The organism is Kitasatospora sp. NPDC002227 (genome assembly GCF_040296285.1).
Classification (GTDB): Bacteria; Actinomycetota; Actinomycetes; order Streptomycetales; family Streptomycetaceae; genus Kitasatospora.
Genome location: NZ_JBEOWY010000033.1, coordinates 18,830 through 43,091 on the forward strand (window position 1 = coordinate 18,830; position 24,262 = coordinate 43,091).

Annotated in this window: 22 protein-coding genes; 15 read left to right on the forward strand and 7 right to left on the reverse strand. The window is 71.9% G+C overall.

What is annotated here, in order from left to right; genetic code table 11:
- Positions 1 to 11 precede the first annotated feature (11 nt).
- The 4 genes from ABT095_RS25750 to ABT095_RS25765 all read right to left on the reverse strand — a co-directional run bounded on the left by ABT095_RS25750 (position 12) and on the right by ABT095_RS25765 (position 3,958).
- Complete coding sequence (locus ABT095_RS25750) at positions 12 to 1,562, reverse strand: AMP-binding protein (RefSeq protein ID WP_350531871.1); 1,551 nt, start codon at positions 1,560 to 1,562, stop codon at positions 12 to 14.
- Complete coding sequence (locus ABT095_RS25755) at positions 1,549 to 2,235, reverse strand: thermostable hemolysin (protein ID WP_350531872.1); 687 nt, start codon at positions 2,233 to 2,235, stop codon at positions 1,549 to 1,551. Before ABT095_RS25755 ends, ABT095_RS25750 begins: the two co-directional genes overlap by 14 nt.
- A gap of 34 nt (positions 2,236 to 2,269) precedes the next feature.
- On the reverse strand, positions 2,270 to 3,709 hold the full coding sequence (locus ABT095_RS25760; RefSeq protein ID WP_350531873.1) for an amidase: 1,440 nt from the start codon (positions 3,707 to 3,709) through the stop codon (positions 2,270 to 2,272).
- Between the two features lie 69 nt (positions 3,710 to 3,778).
- Positions 3,779 to 3,958, reverse strand: coding sequence for a hypothetical protein (locus ABT095_RS25765; RefSeq protein ID WP_350531874.1), 180 nt, complete (start codon positions 3,956 to 3,958; stop codon positions 3,779 to 3,781).
- A 317-nt stretch (positions 3,959 to 4,275) separates the two neighbouring features.
- Here ABT095_RS25765 and ABT095_RS25770 point away from each other — a divergent pair, with 317 nt between their 5' ends.
- The 12 genes from ABT095_RS25770 (at position 4,276) to ABT095_RS25825 (ending at position 18,967) form a co-directional block, all read left to right on the forward strand.
- Positions 4,276 to 5,178 carry a helix-turn-helix transcriptional regulator gene (locus ABT095_RS25770; RefSeq protein ID WP_350531875.1) on the forward strand — a complete coding sequence of 301 codons (903 nt, stop codon included), beginning with the start codon at positions 4,276 to 4,278 and terminating at the stop codon, positions 5,176 to 5,178.
- A gap of 148 nt (positions 5,179 to 5,326) precedes the next feature.
- A complete protein-coding gene (locus ABT095_RS25775; RefSeq protein ID WP_350531876.1) occupies positions 5,327 to 6,316 on the forward strand; it encodes a histidinol-phosphate transaminase in 990 nt (329 codons plus the stop codon).
- A 297-nt stretch (positions 6,317 to 6,613) separates the two neighbouring features.
- Complete coding sequence (locus ABT095_RS25780) at positions 6,614 to 6,970, forward strand: chorismate mutase family protein (RefSeq protein ID WP_350531877.1); 357 nt, start codon at positions 6,614 to 6,616, stop codon at positions 6,968 to 6,970.
- A gap of 56 nt (positions 6,971 to 7,026) precedes the next feature.
- A complete protein-coding gene (pabB, locus tag ABT095_RS25785; protein WP_350531878.1) occupies positions 7,027 to 9,150 on the forward strand; it encodes an aminodeoxychorismate synthase component I in 2,124 nt (707 codons plus the stop codon).
- A gap of 2 nt (positions 9,151 to 9,152) precedes the next feature.
- The gene (locus ABT095_RS25790; protein WP_350531879.1) at positions 9,153 to 10,049 is read left to right on the forward strand and encodes a prephenate dehydrogenase/arogenate dehydrogenase family protein; all 897 of its coding nucleotides are present in this window, start codon (positions 9,153 to 9,155) and stop codon (positions 10,047 to 10,049) included.
- Between the two features lie 53 nt (positions 10,050 to 10,102).
- On the forward strand, positions 10,103 to 11,770 hold the full coding sequence (locus tag ABT095_RS25795) for a class I adenylate-forming enzyme family protein (protein ID WP_350531880.1): 1,668 nt from the start codon (positions 10,103 to 10,105) through the stop codon (positions 11,768 to 11,770).
- 85 nt (positions 11,771 to 11,855) lie between these two features.
- Positions 11,856 to 12,482: a mycothiol-dependent nitroreductase Rv2466c family protein gene (locus ABT095_RS25800; RefSeq protein WP_350531881.1), complete on the forward strand. Its 627-nt coding sequence runs from the start codon at positions 11,856 to 11,858 to the stop codon at positions 12,480 to 12,482.
- 96 nt (positions 12,483 to 12,578) lie between these two features.
- Positions 12,579 to 13,913 carry an ATP-grasp domain-containing protein gene (locus ABT095_RS25805; RefSeq protein ID WP_350531882.1) on the forward strand — a complete coding sequence of 445 codons (1,335 nt, stop codon included), beginning with the start codon at positions 12,579 to 12,581 and terminating at the stop codon, positions 13,911 to 13,913.
- 31 nt (positions 13,914 to 13,944) lie between these two features.
- Positions 13,945 to 15,195, forward strand: a complete 1,251-nt coding sequence (locus tag ABT095_RS25810) for an ATP-grasp domain-containing protein (protein WP_350531883.1) — start codon at positions 13,945 to 13,947, stop codon at positions 15,193 to 15,195.
- A complete protein-coding gene (locus ABT095_RS25815) occupies positions 15,195 to 16,436 on the forward strand; it encodes an MFS transporter (RefSeq protein ID WP_350531884.1) in 1,242 nt (413 codons plus the stop codon). The genes ABT095_RS25810 and ABT095_RS25815 overlap by 1 nt, the downstream gene beginning before the upstream one ends.
- 40 nt (positions 16,437 to 16,476) lie before the next feature.
- A complete protein-coding gene (locus ABT095_RS25820) occupies positions 16,477 to 17,652 on the forward strand; it encodes an ATP-grasp domain-containing protein (RefSeq protein WP_350531885.1) in 1,176 nt (391 codons plus the stop codon).
- 106 nt (positions 17,653 to 17,758) lie between these two features.
- The gene (locus tag ABT095_RS25825) at positions 17,759 to 18,967 is read left to right on the forward strand and encodes an MFS transporter (protein WP_350531886.1); all 1,209 of its coding nucleotides are present in this window, start codon (positions 17,759 to 17,761) and stop codon (positions 18,965 to 18,967) included.
- Between the two features lie 52 nt (positions 18,968 to 19,019).
- Here ABT095_RS25825 and ABT095_RS25830 read toward each other — a convergent pair whose 3' ends face one another.
- Positions 19,020 to 19,907 (reverse strand): LysR family transcriptional regulator, encoded by an 888-nt coding sequence (locus ABT095_RS25830; protein ID WP_350531887.1) that lies wholly within the window; start codon positions 19,905 to 19,907, stop codon positions 19,020 to 19,022.
- A gap of 138 nt (positions 19,908 to 20,045) precedes the next feature.
- Entirely contained in the window at positions 20,046 to 20,648 is a 603-nt protein-coding gene (locus ABT095_RS25835; RefSeq protein ID WP_350531888.1) for a phosphoribosylanthranilate isomerase, read from the reverse strand.
- Between the two features lie 57 nt (positions 20,649 to 20,705).
- Between ABT095_RS25835 and ABT095_RS25840 the strand changes: the two genes are divergently transcribed.
- On the forward strand, positions 20,706 to 21,317 hold the full coding sequence (locus ABT095_RS25840) for a LysE family translocator (RefSeq protein WP_350531889.1): 612 nt from the start codon (positions 20,706 to 20,708) through the stop codon (positions 21,315 to 21,317).
- 4 nt (positions 21,318 to 21,321) lie between these two features.
- Here ABT095_RS25840 and ABT095_RS25845 read toward each other — a convergent pair whose 3' ends face one another.
- Positions 21,322 to 22,431: a hypothetical protein gene (locus ABT095_RS25845; RefSeq protein ID WP_350531890.1), complete on the reverse strand. Its 1,110-nt coding sequence runs from the start codon at positions 22,429 to 22,431 to the stop codon at positions 21,322 to 21,324.
- A gap of 186 nt (positions 22,432 to 22,617) precedes the next feature.
- Here ABT095_RS25845 and ABT095_RS25850 point away from each other — a divergent pair, with 186 nt between their 5' ends.
- Positions 22,618 to 23,445: a pentapeptide repeat-containing protein gene (locus ABT095_RS25850; RefSeq protein WP_350531891.1), complete on the forward strand. Its 828-nt coding sequence runs from the start codon at positions 22,618 to 22,620 to the stop codon at positions 23,443 to 23,445.
- A 128-nt stretch (positions 23,446 to 23,573) separates the two neighbouring features.
- Positions 23,574 to 24,257 (forward strand): 4'-phosphopantetheinyl transferase family protein, encoded by a 684-nt coding sequence (locus ABT095_RS25855; protein ID WP_350531892.1) that lies wholly within the window; start codon positions 23,574 to 23,576, stop codon positions 24,255 to 24,257.
- Positions 24,258 to 24,262: the final 5 nt, after the last annotated feature.

Here is a 24,262-nt window from a genome sequence, read left to right on the forward strand (position 1 = left end):
CCGAATTCCTTTCAGGAGAAGGTGAGGCTCAACGTGCCGTCGGCGATGGCCCGTTCGATCGCAGCCCGGACGGGCCGGCCGGTGACGGTGAAGTAGCTGCGGAAGGCGGGGCCGCCCGCCTCGGCCAGGTGTACGGCCCTCACCTGCTCGATCTCGGAGAGGTGCTCGGCGCCGAACCGCTCGATCTCGGCCCGGGCCGCGGCCGGGTCGGTGCCGGGCGCGACCACGAACAGGCCGTGCAGCTCGGTGAGTTGGTTGCCGACCACGGCGGCGGCCTGGACGAAGGGCAGTCGGGTGTACTGCGCCTCCACCCACTCGGGGGCGATGTTGCGCCCGGCCGAGGTGATGATGACGTTCTTCTTCCGCCCGGTGATCCGGACGAAGCCGTCCTCCAGGGTGGCGAGGTCGCCGGTGTGCAGCCAGCCGTCCTCGAGCAGGCAGCTGGAGGGGTCGTCCCGGGTGTATCCGGCGAACAAGGAGGTGCTGTTGACCAGGAGTTCGCCGTCCGGGCCGAGCTTGACCCGGACGTGCGGCAGCGGCTTGCCGACGGTGCCGATCCGGCGGTTGCCCGGGGTGTTCCAGGCGACCACCGAGCTGTTCTCGCTCAGCCCGTAGCCTTCGTAGACCGGGACGCCCAGCTCGTCCAACTCCCGCAGGGTGTCGGGGTGGACGGGCGCTCCGCCGCAGCAGAGCACCGGCACGGCCGGGGTGCCGAACAGCTCCTCGGCCACGCCGAGCCCGGCCGCGACGGCGGCCTTCGCCGCGTGCGCCAGCTCGGCGACCAGTGCCGGGGTGGCCACCAGGGCGGTGGGGCGGGCGGCCCGCAGGTGCGGCAGCACGGCCCGGACTGCCTCGGCCGAGGTGCCGATCAGCTCGGCCTCCGGGGGCAGCAGGGTGACCTGGCCGCCGTCGAGCAGCACCAGGTAGAGCCCGGTGACCTGCTCGATCAGCAGGCTGAACGGCACCGTGGAGAGGTACCCGGTGAAGGCCTGCTCGGGCATCTCGCCGTGCAGCGAGGCCAGCAGGGCGTCGATGCCGAAGGCCCGGATCTGCACGCCCTTGGGCCGGGAGGTGGTGCCGGAGGTGTGGATCACCTTGCAGATCCAGTCCTCGGTGGTGCCGGGCACCTGGTACGGCCGGCCGGCCGCGCTCAGCTCGGCCAACTCGACAGTGAGCACCCGGACGTGGTCGGGCACCACGCGTTCGCGGCCCCACTCGGCCAGCCGGCGCTCCCCGGCGGAGTCGACCAGCAGCAGGTCGGCCTCCTCGAGCAGGCCGGCGGCCTGCTCGGCGCTGAAGGCCAGTGGTACCGGGATCTCCACCGCCTTGGCGGCGAGCAGCGCCAGGTCGGCGACCACGAACTCGGGCGTGTTGGCGCAGACCACGCCGACCCGTAACGGGGCCCCGGCCCGGGGGAGCCGGTCGGCGAGGGCCTGCGCGGCCCTGGTGATCTCCCGATAGCTGTGCACCTGCTGCGGGCCCGCGCCCGAAGCGGCCAGCACCCGGACCAACGGCCGGTCGCTGTCGGCGAATTCGCGCAGTGCCTGCTCAACTGCCCGCACCGCTCAACACCTCCTCGTACGTGTGGGGGCCGGACCCCGGCCCGGTCGGTGAGCCTGGCTCGCCGAGCGGATCCGGCTCGATGAAGGAGTACCGGCCGGTCATCTCGGCGAAGAGTCCGGAGACGTTCCGCAGCGAGATCACGCCGACCTGTGGCTCCTGGTCGTAGTAGGTGCCCCAGGCGCGACGTTCCTCGGGGCCGAGCACGACCGGGTCGGCGTCGTCGACGGGGACGAAACCGATCTCGGCGCGCTCCAGCACGCGGCGCAGGGCCACGGTGGTGGTGCAGAGGATGTACTCCATGCCCATGTACCAGGAGATGACCGGGGTGATCTTGACCATCTCCTGGCCGGCCCCGCGTTCGCGGCCGGCCAGGGCTCCGACCTCGACGATCCGTGAGCGCTCCACGGAGTCGCCGAACTGCTTGCCGATCACGGTCTCGATGGGGTCTTCGAGGTACCGCTCGGAGAAGAAGGGGCGCTCGCCGGCCCGGGTGATGCCGACGCACGCGCTGATCCCGGTGCCGTCGGCGGACCACTGCTCGTGGTGGCCGACGATGAAACTGTCCGGGTCGGGGTTGATCTCGGCGCCGTAGGCACGGCTGTAGATCTGCCGTGCCAGGCGTCCCGCGCCTGACCAGAGGGGGGTATTTCGCTGGGCGACACGTATCTTCACGTCGAGCCTTTCGGTCGGGGGGCGACCGGGCGGTTCACAGCGCCGGTAGGCGGCCGGCCCACGGGGCGGCCCGCTCCAACTGGCCCGCCAACGAGAGCAGTCCGGCTTCGTCGCCGAACCGCCCGGTGAAGTGCACGCCCACGGGGAGACCGGCGTCGGTCCAGTACAGCGGGACCGACATGGCGGGCTGGCCGGTGAGGTTCGCGAGCGGTGTTTCGTGGACGAACTCCACGGCTCGGCGCAGCTGTTGTTCGGGTGTGCCGGTGCCGAAGGTGCCGAGCTCCGGCGCGACCTGGGCTGTCGTCGGGGTGAGGAGCACGTCGTAGTCCTCCTGGAAGGCCGCCAAGGTGCGTGCCGCACGCTGGAGTTGGCCCACCGAGAGGAGGTACTGGGCGGCGCTGAGCCGTTGGCCCTGCTCGTAGAGGTGCCAGGTCAGCTCCTCGATCTCGCCCGGGGCGGGGCGGCGGCCGAGCAGACCGGCGGAGGCGATGACGGCGGAGGAGACCCCGGCCGTCCAGATGTCGAGGAAGGGGTCGACCAGGTCGGCGAAGCCCACCGGCGGGGCGGCTTCGACCACGTGGTGGCCGAGTTCGGCGCACAGCTCGGCGGTGTACCGCACGGCGGCCACCGTCTCGGGGTCGAGCGTGCCGAGGGCCGGCCGGGTCGAGAAGGCGATCCGCAGCGGGCGGGCCGGGTCGGCGGCGGCCGCCGCGAGGTAGGACGCGGGGCCGGGCGGGGCCGGGTACGGGTCGCCCGCTGCGGGCCCGGCGATCGCGTCGAGCACGGCCGCGCTGTCGCGGACCGAGCGGGTGACGACGTGCTCGGAGGCCATCCCGTTCATCAGGTCCCCGACGGCCGGGCCGAGCGGGGTGCGGGCCCGGGTCGGCTTTAGGCCGAAGACCCCGCAGACGCCTGCGGGGATGCGGATCGAGCCGCCGGCGTCGCTGGCGTGCGCCACCGGTACCAGGCCGGCCGCCACGGCCGCCGCCGCGCCGCCGCTGGAGCCGCCCGAACTGCGCGACAAGTCCCAGGGATTGCGGGTCGGCCCGTAGTGGGCGGGCTCGGTGGTGGGCAGCACGCCGAACTCGGCGGTGCTGGTCTTGCCGAAGGTGCGCAGCCCGGCCGCCTTGAAGCGCAGGCCGAGCTCGCTGTCGGCGGTGGGGGTGAATCCGGCCAGGAACTTCGAGCCGGCGGTGGCCTCGATCCCGGCCAGTGAGGGCCCCAAGTCCTTGAGCAGGAAGGGGAGTCCGGCAAGCGGGCCGGTGCCGGTGGCGGGGGGTCCGTCCGCACCGGCCGCGCTCTCGGCGAGGGCTGGTCCGTAGTGGCGGATGACCACGGAGTTGACCAGCCGGTCGTACCGTTCCACCCGCTCGATGGCGGCCTCCAGCAGCTCCCGCTCGGTGAGCTCTCCGCTCGCGACCAGGGCTGCCTGAGCATGACCGTCCAGTGTCCGAAGTTCATCGGATTTCTGCACTTTGCCCTCCTAATCCGAATCCTGGGCCGGCATCACGACCTTTCGAGCACCGACGGACGGGCGCGGAAATCAGGACACCGGCGGTGCGGCGTTCCAGCCGACGTCGGCACTGCGGACCGGGTGGCCGTCGGCCGGAATTCCGGTGAAGACGGCCGAACCGACCAGGGCCAGCAGGCCGACGGCTATCGTGGCGAGAACGATCGCGGCGATGGTCAGCGAACGGGCCGGAACGGCAATTCCCTGAGACATGGATACCTGCTTCCTCGATCGGATCCGGTTGTCGCGCCGGCGACTGGCCGGGGCGGTCGGCGCGGGCAGGCGTGGTCCGTCCAGGTCAGCCGCACTACTGCTGACCTGCGACGATGTGGGAACGGAAGGTTCCGCTCCCGATGCCGCCCGACGGATTCGCCGAATTCCGGGGAATGGGGCCCGAATGGTGATCCGTGCACCCAGGGATTTCCTGAAATCCGTCGTGTCCGCTCCGTCAACTCTCCCGCTCCCCAACTCGGGGCGGTAGATCTACGGTGGTTCGGATTACCGCACCTTCCAGGAAGCGAGGTATGCAAGTGAACGCAAATCAGCAAGAACCGGACATCTCTGGCGGCTCGCTCCGCGACATCGCCAACGCCCTCGCCGACCTGTCCCGACGCGTTGACCACGCTGCCGAGCTCTCCGCGGCCGTGCCGCCCGGGCCGGCCGAGGCGGTGCCCGCGCCGGCCGAGGAGGCCGCGGGCGCGGGGGGTGACGGCCAGATTCCATCGGTGCGGCACCTGCAGGGGCTACCGGTCATCAATGATGAGATCAAGAAAGCCCTGGACGGTGTCAGGTTCGAGGTGCTGACGGCGCAGCCGGACGGCCCCCGGCCGAGCGCGGTGCTGGCCGACGCACTGGAGGCGGTGCGCTCGCTGCTGGACCGTCAGATCACGATGCGCACGCTCTACCAGCACAGCACCCGGTTCGACGAGGCGACCAAGGAGTACGTCCGGGCCGCCACCAGGCTCGGCGCGCAGGTGCGCACCCTGCCGGAGTTCTTCGATCGGGTGATCATCGTCGACCGGGAGGTGGCCTTCATCCCCGACGGGGAGGACCGCACCCGGGCGACCAAGGTCACCGACCGCTCGGTGGTGCACTTCCTGGCCGACACCTTCGACCGGACCTGGGACCGCGCGGCCCGCTTCCCCTTCCACCCCACCTCGGCCACCCAGGCGGCCACCGAGGTGATGCCCGCGGTGCGCCACGCCATCTGCAAGCTGCTGGTCGAGGGCCGCTCGGACCGCGAGATCGCCCGCCGGCTGGGCCTGAGCCAGCGCTCGCTGCAGTCCCATGTAGCGCGGCTCAAGGAGGAGTTCGGGGCCCAGCACCGCTTCCAGCTCGGGTACATGATGGGCTGCGACTGCGACCACCGGCGGGACATGGCGGGCTTCGACGACCTCGCGGCGCTCACCCAGAGTGTGGTGCCGGCTTCGTAGCCGGGCCGACCTGACGGATGAGCTGACGGAGTGTCCGTGTTTCGGACAGCGCGGTTCCACCGGGCCCGGGTTGCCGCCCTTATGTCTTATCCGTCCGTGTATCCACCCCCCTTCGGGGCTGACACCGAGAAATGACGAGGTACCCGTGGTGACGATAATTCACGACCTTTCCGCGAATGAGAACGCCTATGCTCCGCTGCCTTCGGTAATGGGCGTGGTGGCCGGTGCGGGCGAGCGCAGCCACCGTTACCCGGACCGCTTCAGCAAGGAGCTGACGGCCGAGCTGGCCGAGCGCCTGGCGGTGCCGGCCGAGCACCTGGTGCTCGGGGTCGGTTCGGTCGGCCTGATCCAGCAGTTCGTCCGGGCCACCGCCGGGCCGGGCGAGCAGGTGGCCTACGGCTGGCCCTCCTTCGAGGCGTACCCGCACCTGACCGGCACGGCGGGCGCCGAGGCCGTCCACGTGCCGCTGCGCGCGCACACCTTCGACCTGGAGGCGCTGGCCGGGGCCGTGACCGAGCGGACGAAGCTGGTCTTCGTCTGCAACCCCAACAACCCCACCGGCACGGTGGTGCACCGCGCCGAGCTGGAGCGCTTCCTGGACGCGGTGCCCGAGCGTGTCACCGTGGTGCTGGACGAGGCGTACCGGGAGTTCGTCCGGGACGCCGAGGTGCCGGACGGCCTGGACTTCTACCGCGAGCGGCCGAACGTCGCGGTGCTGCGCACCTTCTCCAAGGCGTACGGCCTGGCCGGGCTGCGGATCGGCTACGCGGTGGCGCAGGAGAAGCTGGCGGCGGCGGTGCGGGCGCAGGGCACGCCGTTCGGGGTGAACGCGCCCGCGCAGGCGGCGGCGGTGGCCTCGCTGGCGGCGGAGCGGGAACTGCTGGAGCGGGTCGAGCTGCTGGTGAAGGAGCGCGGGCGGCTGGTGGCCGGCCTACGGGCCGGCGGCTGGGAGGTGCCCGAGACGGAGGCCAACTTCCTGTACCTGCCGATCGGTTCACGGGCCGAGGAGTTCGGCGCCGCGTGTGCGGCCGTCGGCGTCGGGGTACGGGTCTTCCCCAGGGAGGGCGTGCGGGTCACCGTCGGCACCCCCGAGGCCACCGATCTGGTGCTGAGCGCCGCGGCCGGGCTGCAGGGCTGAGGCCTTCGAGGGGGCTTCGAGGAGGCCCTCGAGGCGGAAGGGCCGGCGGCATCCGCCGGTCCTTCACACTTGCGCAAAGCCGCAGTTGAACCGCTGTCAGCTGCGAGGACGCGATTTCGGCGACGATCCCTCGCTTCTGTGAAATGCGCTGACCCGAACCACCGACCCCCCTTCTCTTCACCCCCGGGCCCCGGCAGAGTCATGGCCACAGAGACGGGGGCACCGAACAGAACCTCCCCCAGTCGCATCCGCTGGAAATCCCACGGTCTCCGAGCCAGCACTGGAGGAAAATCCCCGATGCCCCGTACGGCTACCGGAGTCGGCCGGATCGACAAGGCCGGCTCGGAAACTCTCGAAGAGCTCCGGTCCGAGCTCGATGCGATCGACGGGCGCCTGCTCGAGGAGCTGCGCGCCAGGATCGAGATCTGCGTCGAGATCGCCCACGTGAAACGCGCGCACGACGTGCCGATGATGCAGCCGCACCGGATCGGGATCGTGCAGGAGCGCGCCGCCAAGTACGCCGCGCAGCACGGAATGAGCGGCACCTTCCTGCGCGGGCTCTACGAACTGATCATCGCGGAGACCTGCCGGGTCGAGGACCTGATCATCGACAGCCCCGAGGCTGACGCCGAAGCCAAGCGAACGAACCGATGAACGACGTCTGGAGCGCGTCCCCACGACACGCCTCCGGAGGAGGAACGGGCCACCCCATGCGCACACTTCTGATCGACAACTACGATTCTTTTACCTACAACTTGTACCAGTTGCTCGGTGAGGTCAACGGTCGTCCGCCAGTGGTCGTGCGGCACGGCGCCGACTGGTCGGAGATCGACTTCTCGGAGTTCGACGGCATCGTCATCTCCCCCGGCCCGGGCCGCCCGGACCGCCCCGAGGACTTCGGCATCAGCGCCCGCGCCATCCTGGAGAGCGGCCTGCCGGTGCTCGGGGTCTGCCTCGGCCACCAGGGCATCGTGCACCTGTTCGGCGGCCAGGTGGTGCACGCCCCCGAGCCGATGCACGGCCGCGAGGCGGGCGTCACCCACGACGGCAAGGACCTCTTCACGGGTATCCCCAGCCCCTACACCGTGGTCCGCTACCACTCGCTGATCGGCGCCGACCTCCCCGAGGAGCTGGAGGCGACCGCCTGGACCACCGACGGCATCCTGATGGGTGTCCGGCACAGGACCCGGCCGATCTGGGGCGTGCAGTTCCACCCCGAGTCGATCAGCAGCGAGTACGGCCGCGAGCTGCTCGCCAACTTCCGCGACCTGGCCCTGGGCAAGGAGCCGAGCGGCGAGCGGATCCCGATCGACTACTCGGTGGCCGGCGCCCCGCGCCCGGTGGTCGCACCCGAGAACTCCCCGTACAAGCTGCACGTGCGCAAGGTCGACGCGCTGCCCTGCCGCGAGGCCGTGTTCCGCGAGTTCTACACCGACTCCGAGCACTCCTTCTGGCTGGACAGCAGCAACGTCATCGAGGGCATGTCGCGGTTCTCCTTCATGGGTGACACCACCGGCCCGCTCGCCGAGTACCTCACCTACAGCACCCTCGAGGGCTCCGTCACCGTGACGAAGCCGGGCCGTGGCGAGGAGATCGTCCAGCAGCCCTTCTTCGAGTACCTGGGCGAGCAGATCGCGGCCCGCGCCACGGCGCTGCCCGAGGGCCTGCCCTTCGACTTCAACCTCGGCTACGTCGGCTACCTCGGCTACGAGCTCAAGGCGGAGACCGGCGGCGACCTGCGGCACAAGGCGGACACCCCGGACGCCTCGCTGGTCTTCGCGGACCGGATGATCGCCTTCGACCACCAGGAGGGCACCAGCTACGTGCTGGCGCTCTCGCAGGGCGACGAGGCCGCCGCCGAGCGGTACCTGCTCGAGACGGGCGACCGGCTCACCTGCATCGCCAAGAACCCGCCGGCCGAGTTCCGCTCCTGGCCGGAGCTCTCGGCGACCTTCGACGGCAAGGGGATGACCGACCCGGCGCTGGCGGGCAAGATCAGCTACAGCCACGACCGTGACGGCTACATCGCCCGGATCGCCGAGTCCCACGAGGAGATCCGCAACGGTGAGTCGTACGAGATCTGCCTGACCAACACCGTCGACCTGCACGGCCGGATCGACCCGCTGACCACCTACGCGCACATGCGCCGGATCAGCCCGGTGCCGTACGGCGCGTACTTCAAGTTCCCCGAGGTCGCGGTGCTCAGCGCCTCGCCGGAGCGGTTCCTGACCGTCGGGGTGGACCGGGTCGCCGAGTCCAAGCCGATCAAGGGCACCCGCCCGCGCGGGCTCACCCCGGCCGAGGACGAGGCGCTGCGCCTGGACCTGCTCAGCCAGGAGAAGGACCGCGCCGAGAACCTGATGATCGTGGACCTGCTCCGCAACGACCTCAACGTGGTCTCCGAGGTCGGTTCGGTGCACGTGCCCAAGCTCTTCCACGTCGAGACCTACGCCCCGGTGCACCAGCTGGTGTCCACCATCCGCGGCGTGCTGCGGCCGGAGGAGTCGGCCGTCAGCGCGGTCAAGGCGGCCTTCCCCGGCGGCTCGATGACCGGTGCGCCGAAGGTCAGGACGATGCAGATCATCGACCGCCTGGAGGAGGGCGCCCGTGGCGTCTACTCCGGCTCGGCGGGCTGGTTCTCACTGGCCGGCGCGGCGGACCTGAACATCGTCATCCGCACCCTGGTCGCCACCGCGGAGCGCACCACCTTCGGGGTCGGCGGCGCCATCATCGCCCTCTCCGACGCCGCGGAGGAGTGGGAGGAGACGGTGGTCAAGTCCCGGGCGATGGTCTCCGCCTTCCTCGCCACCGCCGAGCTCCCGGTCGAGGCGTGACCGTGAGCTCTGCAACCCCTGCACAGCCGCTGCTCACCACCTGGGTGGTGGTCGGCGGGGCCGGAGCGGTCGGCGGGCTGTTCGTCGAATCGCTGGTGGCGGCCGGCCGGTCGGTGTCCGTGGTGGACACCGGCCCGGCCCGGCCGGGAGCCCGGCACCTGAGCGGTGACATCACCGACATCGGGCCGGAGCTCGCCGCCGAACTGGCCGCCGCGGACGCCGTGGTGCTCGCGGTGCCGGAGCCGGTGGCGCTGGCCGCGGTCAAGGGCGTCGCCGCCGCGATGCGCCCCGAGGCGCTGCTGGTGGACACCCTCTCGGTCAAGCAGCCGGTGGTCGAGGCGGTGCGGGCGCAGGCCCCGGGCCGCGAGGCGCTGGCGCTCAACCCGATGTTCGCCCCGGCGCTCGGCTTCGAGGGCCGCCCGGTGGCCGCCGTGGTCGTCCAGGACGGCCCCCGGGTACGGGAGGCGCTCGCCCTGGTCACCCAGTGGCAGGGCAAGGTGGTCGAGGTCGACGAGCGCGACCACGACCGGCTGGCCGCCGCGACCCAGGCGCTGACCCACGCCGCGGTGCTCTCCTTCGGGCTGGCGCTCGCCGAACTCGACGTACCGATAGCCGAGTTGCGGGCCGTGGCGCCGCCGCCGCACGACACCCTGCTCGCCCTGCTGGCCCGGATCGCGGGCGGCACCCCGGAGGTCTACTGGGACGTCCAGTCGGCCAACCCCCAAGCACCGGCCGCCCGGCGGGAGTTGGCCTCGGCCGTCCGCCGGATCGCCGACCTGGTCGAGGCGGGTGACGAGGCCGGATTCGAGCAGCTGCTCGGCCGACTCACCGGCTTGCTCGGCCCCGAGCTCGACCACTACCGGGCCAGCTGCGCCCAGATCTTCGCAGCCCGCTCGTGAACCACCCGAGTGACATCCAACTCACCGAAACGGCAAGGAAGGTAACCACCACCATGTCCGAGTTCGCCCCCACCGTCCTGACGCCCGAGCAGCGCGAGAAGCTGGCTGCGGACACCACCGTCGGCGGTGGCAACCTGCTCCGCTCCGCGATCGCGTACAACCCGCACCCGGAGCTCCCCTTCGTGCACACCCCCCGTCCGGTGACCGACGCCGACGGGCAGCCCCGCACCGACTTCAGCCTCAACCAGCTCGACGAGCTGGCCCAGAGCTGGTCGGTCTGGTACCTCGGCAAGGGCGTCGAGAAGGGCGACCGCGTCGCGGTCTTCCTGGACGACTCCTTCGCCTACCACGTGCACTTCTACGCGCTGGCCCAGATCGGCGCCATCGCGGTGCTGATCAACTCCAACGCCACCCAGTTCATCGCGAGCTCGCTGATCAGCCAGACCGGCCCGGTCGGCCTGTACGCCTCCCGCAGCCGGCTGGAGGAGATCGGCGAGGAGCTGGCCAACCTGACCACGCTGGTCTGGACCCAGGCCGAGGACGAGCTGCCGGCCCCGCCGAAGGCCGCCCTGCCGGAGTCGGCCTACTGGCCGCACGCCCCGCACGACCCGGTCACCATCCTGCACTCCTCCGGCACCACCGGTAAGCCGAAGCCGACCATCCACACCCACGAGTCGATCGCCGCGGGCCCGAAGTTCCGCCTGGTCGACCACAAGGAGCCCCCGGGCGGCATCATGATGACCGCCCTGCCGCAGTCGCACCTGGGCTGCGTCGCCTACACCGTGTACGCGGTGCTCGGCGGCACCCCGGTGGTCGCCCTGCGCGACGGCAGCGGCGAGGACCTGCACGCCGCGGTGGTCAAGCACAAGCCGACCTCGGTGATGTCCTTCGCCCACGGCTACACCGAGATGGCCGCGATGGAGCTGGCCGAGGGCGACCTCGACTCGGTCAACGTCTGGATCTCGATCGGTGACGCGCTGCACCAGGCGCACATCACCAAGGTCCTGGAGCAGCGCTCCAAGCACCTCACCCCGTCGATGTTCCTCGACCGCCTGGGCACCACCGAGCTGGGCTGGGGCGTGCTGCTCAAGGCCCGCACCCTGGAGACCGAGCGCAACGACCGCTGCGCCGGCAAGCCGGTCGGCGTCGCCGATGTGCAGATCCTGCGCCGCGACGGCAGCCGCGCCGAGGACCGCGAGATCGGCTTCCTCGCCGCCAAGGGCCCGGCCATCACGCCCGGTTACTGGAACGACTCGGCCACCACCTACAGCTTCAAGCTGAACGGCTACTGGCTGACTGGCGACATGGCCTACCGCGACGAGCACGGCGACCACTTCCTGGTCGACCGCGCGGTGGACGCGATCGTCACCGAGAACGGCACCGGCTACTCCGTCCACATGGAGGAGGTCATGCTGCTGGACGTCCCCGGCATCGAGGACGTCGCGGTGCTGGCCGGCAAGGCGGACGGCAAGGTCGTCCCGGTGGGCGTCGTCACCGTCTCCGAGGAGCTGGAGGCCGAGAAGGTCTTCGCCCTGGCCAACGAGGCGCTGAAGGCGGCCGGCCACCTGGAGCTGGGCCTCCTGGAGATCGTCGCGGACGAGGCCGACTTCCCGGTGGGTGTCACCGGCAAGGTGCTCAAGCGCGAACTGCGCGAGAAGTACGCCTCTCTGACGGACTACGTCAAGAACGCCGGTGACAAGAAGGTCGCCAGCTCGCTCTGACCGTAGGCTCGGATGAGAACGCCGGGCGACCGCGCTTCAGCCGCGGTCGCCCGGCTCCCGTGAACGACCTCTCTGGAGACACCGCATGACTCTCGACACGGCCGCCGGCCAGAAGCCGCGCGTCGACTTCTACTTCGACCCGGTCTGCCCGTTCGCCTGGATCACCTCCCGCTGGATCCTGGAGGTCGAGGCGCTGCGCGACATCGACGTCAACTTCCGCATCATGAGCCTCTACGTCCTCAACGAGGGCCGGGAGCTCCCGGACTGGTACCGGGAGATGATCGACAAGTCGCTGGGCCTGATCCGGGTGGTGCAGGCCGTCCGCCAGGAGCGAGGTGACGAAATCCTGCGTCAGCTGTACACCGAGCTCGGCACCCGGATCCATCCTGGGGGCAACAAGGACTACCTCGGGGTGGCCCAGGAGGTGCTGGCCGAACTCGGCCTGCCCGAGTCCCTGCTGGAGGCCGCTCAGAGCACCGAGTACGACGCCGCGATCCGCAGGAGCCACCACGAGGGCATGGACCCGGTCGGTGAGGACGTCGGCACGCCGACCATCCACCTGGACGGGGTGGCCTTCTTCGGCCCCGTGCTGAACGCCATCCCGCGTGGCGAGGAGGCCGTCGCCGTCTTCGACGGTGCCCTCGCCCTGGCCCGCAACCCCCACTTCTTCGAGCTGAAGCGCACCCGTACCGGGAGCCTGGACTACAGCTGAGTCACATCCTCGCGCGCGAGCCGTCGGCCGACGGACAGGTGCCACGGCTCGCGCGCGGGTCACCACGAGCACCAATCCCGGAAAGGGCGCATTTCCATGGGCGACAACTCCGCTCCCGCCAGACCGGCGGCCTTCATCCTCACCGGCTCGTTCCTGGCGATCTGCCGGGCGCCGCGCTACCTGCAGGAGCTCTCGCGGCGGGGCCTCAAGGTGCTGCTGATCACCGGCTCCTCCTGGCGCGAGCAGGCGGTGGCGGGCATGGCGGACCAGGGGCACCCGGCTTCGGTGATCGAGGACATCGCCTTCGTGGAGGGTTCCGTCGACCGGGAGGGTTCGTTCAACTCCGGTGTGGTCGCCGCCGCCAACGCCTGGCGCGAGCGCTACGACATCGTCGGCATCTACGCCGCCGGGGAGACGCTGGTCGAGCCGACCGGGATCGTGGCCGACGCGCTCGGCCTGCCCGCGCCGGGTCTGCGCGCCTCACGCGCCTGCCGCAGCAAGTACCTGCAGCGGTTCTACCTCCCCGAGTTCAGCCCCGCCGCCAGCGTCATACCCGCCGGCGAGCGCGAGGCCTTCGACGCCGCGGCCGTGAGCTACCCGGCCGTGATCAAGCCGGCCACCCGGCACTCCAGTTCGGGCGTGGAGACGGTCGAGGAGGCCGGCAAGCTGCGCGAGCTGCTGATGGCCTACCCCGACCACGAGACCATCCTGGTCGAGCAGAAGATCGTCGGCCAGGAGTACTCGGTCGAGAGCCTGGTCCAGCACGGCAAGACCGTCTTCGCCTCGGTGATCCGCAAGGAGACCACCGACGCGCACGCCACCACCTTCGTGGAGCTGGCGCACACCGTCTCCGGAGAGCCGAGCCAGGAGCGGACCACCCTGCTCGACGCCAACCAGGCGATGCTGGACGCGCTGGACTTCCAGGACGGCATGACGCACTCCGAGTGGCGCCTGGACGCCGACGGGCGCCCGTACCTGATGGAGGTCGCCGCCCGCACCCCCGGCGACGGCATCACCGTGCTCTACCACCTGGCCACCGGCCGGGCGTTGGAGCCCGAGATCATCAAGATCGCGCTGGGTGAGCCGGCCGAGTACCCGACGCCGACCCGCCTCGCCCGCCAGGTCTACCTGGAGCACACCCCCGGTGTCCTCGAGGAGGTCACCATCGACTGGCCCGGCATCACCCCGCAGTGGGCCGGCGAGGGCGACCTCTGGCCCGAGGTGCCGGTCGGCGAGGCGGGCGACCCGCCCACCCTGCGCGCCATGTTCGTGCAGAAGGAGACCGGCCGCGAGCTCGGCCCGCTGCTCAGCTCCGAGGACCGCGTCGGCAACTTCGTGATCGACGCCCCGACCGCCGCCGAGCTGGACGAGCTGGAGCAGCGCGTCCGCGCCGCCGTCACCGTCCGCACCCGGCCTGTCGACCAGGGCTGAGACCCCCCAACTCCCCACGAGCGAGGCTCTGATGACGCAGCAGGTCACACACGTACTGGTGGGCTACAGCCCTGTGATGCTCGCCAAGCTGGACACCTTCCTGCCCCCGCGGTCCGTGCTGGTGCTGGAGGAGCCGGGCGTCATCGAGGCGCGCGGCGCGGCGGCGGCGGTGGCCGGGCTGCGCTGCGTGGCCGAGCTGCGCCCGGCGCCCACCCAGGACGAGGAGCACCCCGAGCGGGTGATCGAGGCGGTGGAGCGCCCGGCCGGGGTACGGGTGGTGGTCCCCGCCGCCGAGTACGGCGTGGTGATCGCGGCCGCGCTGGCCGAGGCCTGGGGGCTGCCGGGCGCGAGCCCCAAGGCGGCGAAGGTGCTGCGCGACAAGGCCGTGCTGCGCGCCACCGTCGCGGGCAGCGAGATCGGCCAGCCGGCCTTCGCGACCGTCACCTCGGCCGAGGAGGTGGAGGCCTTCCGGGCCGCGTACGGCCGCCAGGTCGTGGTGAAGCCGGCCAACCGGCAGGCCAGCCTGGGCGTCCAGCTCCTGGACGAGCAGGACGACTCGGCCGCCGCCTGGGCGCACGCCGTCGAGGCGGACGAGCCGGCCCTGCGGGCCACGTACGAGGGGGCGGCGCGCTTCCTGGTCGAGCAGCGGCTGTACGGCCCCGAGGTCAGCGTCGAGGCGATCGTCCACGAGGGCCTGGTCGGCTTCGTCAACGTCACCGCCAAGAGCGTGCAGGACTCCAAGTACCCGGTGGAGACCGGCCACGCGCTGCCCGCCGACCTGCCGTCGGAGGTCAACGACGCGCTGCGGCAGGCGATCCAGCAGCTCGCCACCGTGGTGGGCTTCTGCAACGGCATCCTGCACGCGGAGTGGATCCTGGCCGACGGCCGGCCGCACCTGGTCGAGTGCGCCGGGCGCCTGCCCGGCGACGGCATCACGGTGCTGCTCGACCTGGCGTATGACAGCGACGTGCTGGCCAACCTGATCCAGGTGCTCTCGGGAGAGGGCGCGGTGCCCGAACTCCCGGTCGTGCAGGGCGCGTCGGTGCGCTTCGTGACCGCGCCGCCCGGCGTGGTCCGCTCGGTGGACGCCGAGGAGGCCAAGGTCGCCGAGGGCGTCTTCGAGGTGCACCTCAACCTGGCCGCGGGGTCGACCGTCAAGGCGGCCACCAGCTCCTGGGAGCGGGCGGGCTTCGTGATCGCCGCCGGCCCGACCACGGCCGAGGCCGTCCGCCGGGCCGAGCACGCCGCCGGGCTGGTGGAGATCAAGGTCGGGGCCGAGTGATGGCGGCCGTCCGGGACTACCTCCCCACCAGCCCGGCCGGGCGGACCTTCGCCGTCATCTCGCTGATCAGCGCGGTCGGTACCGGCCTCTTCCTGGCCGGCTCCACCATCGTCTTCGTCCGGTCGGTCGGCCTGACCACCACCCAGGTGGGCTTCGGCCTCGCGATCGCCGGTGCGGTGGGCTTCCTGGTCACCGTGCCGATCGGCGCGGTGGCCGACCGGATCGGCGCGCAGAAGACGCTGGTCGTCCTCCAGCTCTGGCGGGCGGGCTGGTTCGTCGGGCTGACCCTGGTGCACGGCGTGGTCGGCTTCACCCTGGTCGCCTCCTGCCTGGCCGCCGCCGAGGGGGCCACCCCGGCGATGAGCCAGGCGGTGGCCGCCGCCACCACCGAGGCCGAGGACCGCACCCGCACCATGGCGATCATCCGCACGGTGCGCAACGTCGGCTTCTCGCTGGGCGCGCTGCTCGCCGCCCCGCTGCTGACCGCCGAGAGCCCCTGGGCGTACCGGGGCATCGTGCTGGGCAACGCCGCCGCCTTCGTGCTGGCGGCCGGGCTGCTGGCCCGGCTCAGGCTCAATGCGGGCAAGGCCCAGCGCAAGGTCAGCCCGCTGACCGCGATCCGGGGCTTCCGGGACTGGCGCTACCTGGTGCTGACCGCCTTCAACGGCGTGATCAGCCTGCACGGCACCATCCTCGGCGTCGCCCTCCCGCTCTGGGTCCTCCAGGGCACCAAAGCCCCGGCCGGGCTCGTCCCGGTGCTGGTCCTGGTCAACACGCTGATGGCGATCGCGCTGCAGGTGCCGCTCTCCAAGGGCGTGGACGCCCCGCCGGGGGCCGCCAGGGCGCTGCGCCTGGGCGGGTTCGCGCTGGCCGCGAGCTGCCTGGCGCTGGCCCTGGCCCACGGGCACGCCGCGCTGTGGGCGGGCGCCGCCCTGGTCGTCGGGGTCGCGCTGCTGACCTTCGGCGAGATGTGGCAGGCCGTCGGCGGCTGGGAGCTCTCCTTCGCCTACGCGCCGGAGCAGAGCCGGGGCGTCTACCTCTCGGTGTTCAGCCTGGGTGACACCGGGCAGCGGATCGCCGGGCCCGCCGTGCTCACCGGCCTGGTGATCGCCGCCGGCCCCTACGGCTGGGTCGGCCTGGCCGTGGTCCTCGTCGCGGCCGCGCTGGCGGTCGTGCCGGTACAGAAGCTGCTGGAGCGGCAGCACGCCGAGGCGCCGGCCGCCGTGCCCGTCACCACCTGAACCTGCGTACCAACTGCCCTTCCGAGAAAGGCCTTTCGCAATGAAGGACATCCTCCTGGTCGGCGTCGGCGTGATGGGCCGCCCGTACCTCGACGCCGCGCTGCGCCTCGGCCTCGACGTCCGCTACGTCGAGGCCAACCCGGACGACGACCGGGCGCCGCACACCCGGATCGCCAACGGTCAGGAGGAGACCTGGCTGGACGGCGTGCGCCGGGCGGTCGCGGAGCGCACCCCGGACGGCATCGTCGCCTTCGCCGAGCCGCACGTGCTGGCGGGTGCCCTGGCGCAGGACCAACTCGGCCTGCCGGGCCCGTCGTTGCACTCGGCCGTGATCTCCCGCAACAAGGCGCTGCAGCGCAACGCCTTCGGCATGGCCGGGATCTCGCAGCCCGCGTTCCTGCAGACCGACTCGCTGGCCACGGCCGGGCAGTGGATGCTGGACCACCTGCCGGTGGTGGTCAAGCCGCTGACCCTGATGGGAAGTTCGGGCGTCGAGCTGGTCTCGGACGCGGCCGGGGTCGCCGAGGTGATCGAGCGGCGCGGTGGCGAGGGCCGGCTGCTGGTCGAGCAGGCCGTGTTCGGGCCGGAGTACAGCTGGGAGGCGCTGGTCCGCGACGGCGAGGTGCTGTTCCGGAACATCACCCAGAAGACCACCACCGCCCCGCCGGCCTTCGTCGAGCTGGCCCACCGCCCGGGCTACCGCTTCGAGGACCAGGCCGTCGCCGCCCGGGTCGACGAACTGACCTCGGGCGTGATGCGCGCGATCAACGTGCGCACCAGCCTGGTGCACGGCGAGTTCCGGGTGGACGCCGAGGGCCGGCCCTGGCTGATGGAGGTCGCGGTCCGCACGCCCGGCGACTACATCCCCGAGGCGGTCAGCCTGACCTGGGGCTTCGACCTGTACGAGGCCGTGCTGCGGCTCTCCCTCGGTCTGCCGGTGGACGAGCTGATCACCGAGGAGCCGGTCTCGAACGCCGCGACCTTCTTCCCCACCACCACCCCCGGCACGATCACCGCGATCGAGGGTGTGGAGGAGGTGCTGGCCCACCCGGCGGTGGTCCGGGTCCGGCTGCGCAAGCAGGTCGGCGACGTGGTCGAGCGGCTGGTCTCCTCCGACCAGCGGATGGGCCACGTGCTGGTCAACGCCGCCACCCCCGAAGAGCGGGACGCCGCACTGGAGTTCGTCCAGCAGCGGCTTCGCATCGTCACGGCGTAACACCTCGGTGAGCAGCTGACACAGTCCCGCCGCCCGGCCCGCCACTCGGGGCACTACGCCGTGTACTGGACGTAGCGCCTTGAGTGGCGGAGCGTGAGGAGAGTCGATGACCACGACCACCGGTGCCGTCACCGGTACCCCCGTGCCCGAGCAGGCCGGCGCCCCCCGGCGGCTGATCTATCTGCTGGCCCTCGCCTGCGGGCTCGGCGCGGCCAACATGTACTACTGCCAGCCGCTGCTGCCGAAGATCGCCGAGACGTACCACGCGAGTTCGGGCGCGACCGGCGTACTGGTCACCACCACCCAGATCGGCTACGCGATCGGTCTGATGCTGGTGGTGCCGATGGGCGACATGGTCCGCCGGCGCAGACTGGTCTGTGTGCTGCTCTGCCTGGAGACGGCGGCGCTGGTGCTCTCCGCCGCCGCTCCCGGCCTGCCGGTGCTGCTGTTCGCGGGCACGGCGGTCGGGTTGGGCGCGAGCTTCGTGCAGGTGCTGCTGCCGTACGTGGCGACGATCGCGGCCGAGCACGAGCGCGGGCGGGTGATGGCCACCATGCTCACCGCCGTGCTGCTCGGCATCCTGCTCTCCCGCACGGTGGCCGGCGTGGTCGGCGGGGTCCTCGGCTGGCGGGCGATGTTCGCGATCGCGGCCGTGGTGGCGGTGGCCTTCGCCGTCACCCTCGCCAAGGTGATGGCGGCGACCGCCCCCGATGTGCAGATCTCCTACGGCGCCCAGCTGCGGGCGACCTGGGGGCTGGCCCGCAGCGAGCCGGTGCTGCGCCGGCGTTCGGTGATCGGCGCCTGTGTGTTCGGCAGCTTCGGTGCCTTCTGGGCCACCGTGGCCTTCCTGCTCGCCGGTTCGCCGTACCACTACAGCGCCGAGGCGATCGGCCTGTTCGCCCTGGTCGGCGCGGCCGGGGCGATCGCCTCCAAGGTGGCCGGGCGGGCGGCCGACGCCGGCTGGCAGCGACCGCTGACCGGCCTGATGGGCGCGCTCGGGGTGGCCTCCTTCGCGATGATGTGGCCGGGCCGGAGCGGGCTGGCCTGGCTGATCGTCGCGGTGCTGCTGATGGACGTGGCCGTGCAGGCCACCCACCTGCTCAACATGAGCGTGGTCTACAGCCTCACCCACGTCCCCCGGGCGCGGATCGCCTCGGTCTACATGACCTCGTACTTCGTCGGCGGCGCGCTGGGCTCCGCCTCGGGCACCCAGGCGTACCGGCTGTGGGGTTGGGGCGGGGTCTGCCTGGTCGGCGGCGGCTTCATGCTGGTGGCCTTGCTGACCTGGCTGCGGGACGCCTTCGCCAAGCGCTGACTCCGGACGGCGGACGGGGGTGCGGGCAGGCTGCCCGCACCCCTGTCTTCGTTCACTCGGGTCTCAACTGCGCGGCGAGCGTGGTGAAGGCGCGGATCTTGGCGTTCTCCGCGTCGGCGCACCAGACCAGGGCGGCGTTGGCGGGGGCCAGGCCGGTCAGCGGGCGGTGTGTGACGCCCGGGTGGCGGTAGAGGCGGAACAGGCTCTCGTGGGTGGCCCACACCAACTCGCCGGTGGCGATGCGGTGGAAGGCCTCCCGGTAGGTGCGGCCGCCGTGGCAGCGCTTCAGCGGGCGCCCGAGCGGGGTGAACGGCGGGAAGAGGTCGAGCCTGGTCGCCTCCGGCAGTTCGGTGGGCCCGTCGAGCAGCGGCCAGTCGACCAGCTCCTCGATGCTCACCTCGGCCTTGGCGGCCAGCGGGTGGTCACAGCTGAGGGCCAACACCCGCCCCAGCGAGGCGAGTACGGGCCCGACCCGTAGGTCCGGCTCGTCCACCGGCAGCAGGGTGAGCAGCAGGTCGACCTGCCCCGCGCGCAGCGGCCCGTAGAGGTCGGTCCAGGCGGCTTCGTGCATGGTGGTGTCGCAGGCCGGGTGGCGCTGGGCGAAGGCGGCCACGGCGTCGGCCAGCGGCGGCCCGCCCAGGCAGCCCAGGAAGCCCACCCGAAGGGTGCCGACCACCCCGCGCGCGGTGGCACGGGCCTCTTCGAAGCTGGCCCGCAGGCCTTCGTACGCGGCGCCCAGCCCCCGTCGGGCGTGCTCGCCGAGGGGGGTGAGCGCCACCCGTCGGCTGGTGCGGGTGAACAGCGGTGCGCCGATGCGGCGTTCGAGCGTACGGATCAGCTGGCTGACCCGGGACTGGGAGAGGTGTAAGCGTTCGGCGGTGCGGCCGAAGTGCAGTTCCTCGCTGAGGATGAGAAAGGTTTCGATCTCGGTCAGGTCCAACGACCTTCCCCCCGTGCTGAGTGGTCCGTGCGGAATACCGATCTTGATCTTCCATCGTGCCACTGGCAGCGTCCGTTCGGCGGACACTCCGGTCCGCCGAGCGACAGTCCTTCGGGGTTCAGCCGGCCTTCGGGGGGTTCAGCCGGCCTTGCGGGCCGCCGCGACGAACTCGTGGATCAGGGCGTGGCTCTTCACGCCACGGCTCGACTCGACGCCGCTGGAGACGTCGACGCCCCAGGGGCGGGCGGCGGCGATCGCGGCGCCGACGTTGGCGGGGGAGAGGCCGCCGGCCAGCAGCCAGCGGCCCTCGGGGCGGTTACGGGCCAGCGGCGAGAGGTCCCAGCGCTCGCCGGAGCCCGCCACCGGGGAGTCGAGCAGCAGGAGTTCCTCGCCGTAGGCACCGCAGGTCAGGTCGGTGGTCCCGGTGAGCGCGGTGGCTCGGATCAACTGCAGCGGCAGACCGGACAGTTCGGCGAATGCCTCACGCGGGTAGTCGCCGTGCAGCTGCAGCGCCCGCACCCCGGCCGCCAGTGCCAGCCGCCCGGCCTCGGCGGCCGGCACCCCGGACGCCACCGCGACGGTGAGCACCTGGGGCGGCACCTGCGCCGCCAACTCCCTTGCCAGCTCCGGTGCGATCCGCCGCACGCTCTCGGTCAGCACGAAGCCCACCGCATCGGCCCCGGCTGCCACCACCGCCGCGACGTCACCAACGTTTCGCACACCGCACACCTTGACGAACATGCCCCCACTCTAGGCACAGTTGGCTCGGCCGAGTGGCTCGACAGGGGGAGTCGGACAGTGAGCATCGAGTTTCTGCTGACGTCGTTGGTGATCGTGGTGACGCCGGGCACCGGCGCGCTCTACACGGTCTCGGCGGGCCTGGCGCGCGGCGCCAGGGCGAGCACGGTCGCGGCCTTCGGCTGCACGCTCGGCATCGTCCCGCACCTGGTGGCCGCCGTCACCGGCCTGGCCGCTCTGCTCAACGCCAGCGCGGTGGCCTTCCAGACCCTCAAGTACGCCGGGGTCGGCTACCTGCTCTACCTGGCCTGGGCCACCCTGCGGGACCGCTCCGCCCTGACCGTCGCCGAGCAGGACTCCGCCCCGCGCCCGGCGCTCAAGGTGATCACCACCGGGGTCCTGATCAACATCCTCAACCCCAAGCTGACCATCTTCTTCTTCGCCTTCCTCCCGCAGTTCGTGCCGGCCGGCACCCCCGGCGCCTGGCTGCGGATGACCGAGCTGAGCGGCGTCTTCATGCTGCTCACCTTCGTGGTCTTCGCCGCCTACGGCCGCTTCGCCGCCGCCTTCCGCGACCGCGTGGCCGCCCGCCCGGCCGTGACCACGGGCCTGCGCCGCATCTTCGGCGCCGCCTACGCCGTCCTGGCGGGGGTGCTCGCCCTCGAGGCCTGAGGGCTCACTTCGCCTTCGCCGCCGGGTCCGGGGAGGCCTGGCTGTGGATCGTCGGGCCGTGGACGGAGTCCAGGACGGCCTGGCCCTGCTGGTCGACGAACTTGGTGAACAGCTGCTGGGAGTACCCGAAGATCAGTGACCAGGCGATGATCTGCGCGGAGTTGTCCAAGGCGCTCAGCCCGGGCACGAATCCGCCGCGCATCAGCAGGATGCCCAGCACCGCCGTGAGCGCCCCGGTCGGCAGTTTGAGCACGGCCAGCGCGACCGGGACGTTGTACGGGGTCGAGGTGCCGTTGATGTTGCGGAGCGCCGAGGCGGCGGCGATCCCGGCGGCGACCAGGCCGATGACCTCGACGGCGATGTAGTCGCGCGAGGTGCTCGCGTCCGACATGGCCTGGTTGGGGTCGTCGGATTTCGGGTGCAGCTGGTCGTTGATCGGGCAGACCACGTTGAACCCCGGCCCCGGTTGGGCGGCCTGGCTCTGCGGCGTCTTCTGCGGTGCGAAGCAGAGCGGCACGGATCCCGGGGAGAAGACGCCGAGCAGGGCGACGGCCACGGCGGCCAGCGTGAGACCGGCCGTGACGAACCCGACGATCCGCACGAAGCTGCCCACCCGGAGCTGCTCCTTCAGCGCCTCCAGGCGGGCGACCCCGACCGCGTCCCCCAGCAGTTCCACGTCCGCCGGATCCAGCGTCTCCTTCGCCGGCAGTGCCTCCACGCCCAGGCGGCGCGGATCCTGCGCGCTGAGGTGCTCCCGGACCAACGCGACCAGCCCCGGCAGGAGCGGCTTCACCAGCTCCGGGTCCGCCAGCCGCAGCATCAGCGACCGTGCCGAGTTCATGTGGACGAGTGCCGCCGTCAGGTGGGCGCTGGCCAGGTGCCTGGGGTGGTTCCCGTGGCCGAGCTTCTCCGTCGCACAGTCCAGCTGCTGCTCGACCCCGGCCCGCAGTGACTGCTCGACGGGATCGTCCAGCTCCGGGTCGGGCCGCAGGCTCTCCAGCTTCCCCCTGAGCTCACTGATGGTGGCCAGTGACATCTCCCGCAGCGCCCAGGAGCCGGCCTCGCCCCGCCTGGTCTGCCAGCGCTCACGAATTCTGCCCACGAACGATGCCATGCCCCGAGTGTGCGAGCCCGGCCGGGCGCGTCGCCCGGCGAGGTACTGCAACCGGGGGCGGCGGGTTAAATGACTGCGGAGCCGGCCGCTGGACCTGGCGGGCGGGCGGCAGTAGGCCCCCGGAGGCGGCTCGCCCCTTGCGTACAGTTGGGGGCGAGCCACCCCCTTGAGCCAGGAGCCCCGCAGGTGCCCGAGACGCCCCCCACCGCCCAGCCGCAGGACGAGCTGCGCGCCGACTGTGCGAACTGCTTCGGTCTGTGCTGCGTCGCCCTGCCGTTCGCGAAGTCGGCCGACTTCGCGGTCAACAAGGCGGCCGGCCAGCCCTGCCGGAACCTGCAGCAGGACTTCCGCTGCGGGATCCACGCCAAGCTCCGCACCAGCGGCTTCACCGGCTGCACCGTCTTCGACTGCTTCGGCGCGGGCCAGAAGGTCTCACAGATCACCTTCGGCGGCACCGACTGGCGCGAGGCCCCCGGGACGGCCCGGCAGATGTTCGAGGTCTTCCCGGTGGTGCGGCAGCTGCAGGAGCTGCTCGCGTACCTGAACGAGGCGCTCTCGCTCCCCGCCACCCGCAGGATCCACCCGAAGCTGCGGGCCGCGTACGAGTCGGTGCGCGAGCTGAGCCTCTCCGACGCCGTCACCCTCACCGAGGCCGACGTCCCCACGATCCGGGGCGAGGTCAACACGCTGCTGCTGGAGGCCAGTGAGCTGGCCCGGGCCGGGGTGCCCGGCAAGAAGAAGAACCACCGCGGCGCGGACCTGATCGGCGCCCGGCTGAGCAGCGCCAAGCTGCGCGGGGCGAACCTGCGCGGCGCCTACCTGATCGCCGCCGACCTGACCCGCGCCGACCTGCGCGAGGCCGACCTGATCGGGGTCGACTTCCGTGACGCCGACCTGCGCGGGGCCGACCTGACCGGCAGTCTGTTCCTCACCCAGGCCCAGCTCAACGCCGCCCGCGGCGACGCCGCCACCCGCCTGCCCGAGCAGCTGAGCCGCCCGGCCCACTGGGCCTAGACCGGGGGAGCAGGCTGGTCGCACGTACGAACTCGGCCCGCACGCCCCCGTACGCCCCCCGGAGATGAGATCGTTTAGGGCGGCCCGGCAGAGCGGCGGGCCGCTGGGCGAAGTCGAGGGGCGGGACGATGGCGCAGGTGGCGGAGCAGGGGCCGCTGGTGATGGTGGCGTGTACGGACGCTGTGCTCGGGCACCCCGAGGCCGCCCGGCACCGGCTGAACGCCCTGGAGGAGCAGCGGGCCGCCCGGTTCCGCCGCGAGGAGGACCGCCGTAACTTCGTCGCCGCCCACCTGTTGGTGCGGATCTGCGCCACCCGGCTGCTCGGTGTCGGTGCCGCGCCGCTCGAATTCGCGCAGCAGTGCCCCGACTGCGGTCTCGCCGACCACGGCAGGCCCTACCTGCCCGGCCACCCCCGGCTGCAGGTCAGCCTCTCGCACACCCGGGGCGTGGTGGCGGCCGCCGCCGGGTACGGCACGGTCGGCGTCGACGTGGAGCTGCCCCAGCGCGGGGCGCTGGACGCGGCGCTGCTGCAGCGGGTGCTGAGCCCGGCCGAGACGGAGCTGGTCCGCGCCCAGCCGGACCCGGAGGGTGCGTTCCTGCGGCAGTGGGTCCGCAAGGAGGCCCTGATCAAGGTCGGGCGGACCACCCTGGACACCATGGGCGAGATCGACCTGTCCGCGCTGCCGCTCTCCGCCGAGGGGCAGCTGCGCAGCCGGTTCGAGCAACTGCACTTCCTGGACTGGACGGACGCGCGCCTCGGCGCCACCACGGTGGTGGTGGCCGCCGAGGCGCCGGTGCTCGGCACCCTCTGAGGCAC

What these genes read in the sequence shown, in the direction of transcription:
- ABT095_RS25765 (WP_350531874.1), bottom strand. Translation starts at nt 3,958, where the DNA reads ATGTCTCAGGGAATTGCCGTTCCGGCCCGTTCGCTGACCATCGCCGCG.
- ABT095_RS25780 (WP_350531877.1), top strand. Translation starts at nt 6,614, where the DNA reads ATGCCCCGTACGGCTACCGGAGTCGGCCGGATCGACAAGGCCGGCTCG.
- pabB (WP_350531878.1), top strand. Translation starts at nt 7,027, where the DNA reads ATGCGCACACTTCTGATCGACAACTACGATTCTTTTACCTACAACTTG.
- ABT095_RS25795 (WP_350531880.1), top strand. Translation starts at nt 10,103, where the DNA reads ATGTCCGAGTTCGCCCCCACCGTCCTGACGCCCGAGCAGCGCGAGAAG.
- ABT095_RS25800 (WP_350531881.1), top strand. Translation starts at nt 11,856, where the DNA reads ATGACTCTCGACACGGCCGCCGGCCAGAAGCCGCGCGTCGACTTCTAC.
- ABT095_RS25805 (WP_350531882.1), top strand. Translation starts at nt 12,579, where the DNA reads ATGGGCGACAACTCCGCTCCCGCCAGACCGGCGGCCTTCATCCTCACC.
- ABT095_RS25810 (WP_350531883.1), top strand. Translation starts at nt 13,945, where the DNA reads ATGACGCAGCAGGTCACACACGTACTGGTGGGCTACAGCCCTGTGATG.
- ABT095_RS25815 (WP_350531884.1), top strand. Translation starts at nt 15,195, where the DNA reads ATGGCGGCCGTCCGGGACTACCTCCCCACCAGCCCGGCCGGGCGGACC.
- ABT095_RS25820 (WP_350531885.1), top strand. Translation starts at nt 16,477, where the DNA reads ATGAAGGACATCCTCCTGGTCGGCGTCGGCGTGATGGGCCGCCCGTAC.
- ABT095_RS25825 (WP_350531886.1), top strand. Translation starts at nt 17,759, where the DNA reads ATGACCACGACCACCGGTGCCGTCACCGGTACCCCCGTGCCCGAGCAG.
- ABT095_RS25835 (WP_350531888.1), bottom strand. Translation starts at nt 20,648, where the DNA reads ATGTTCGTCAAGGTGTGCGGTGTGCGAAACGTTGGTGACGTCGCGGCG.
- ABT095_RS25845 (WP_350531890.1), bottom strand. Translation starts at nt 22,431, where the DNA reads ATGGCATCGTTCGTGGGCAGAATTCGTGAGCGCTGGCAGACCAGGCGG.
- ABT095_RS25855 (WP_350531892.1), top strand. Translation starts at nt 23,574, where the DNA reads ATGGCGCAGGTGGCGGAGCAGGGGCCGCTGGTGATGGTGGCGTGTACG.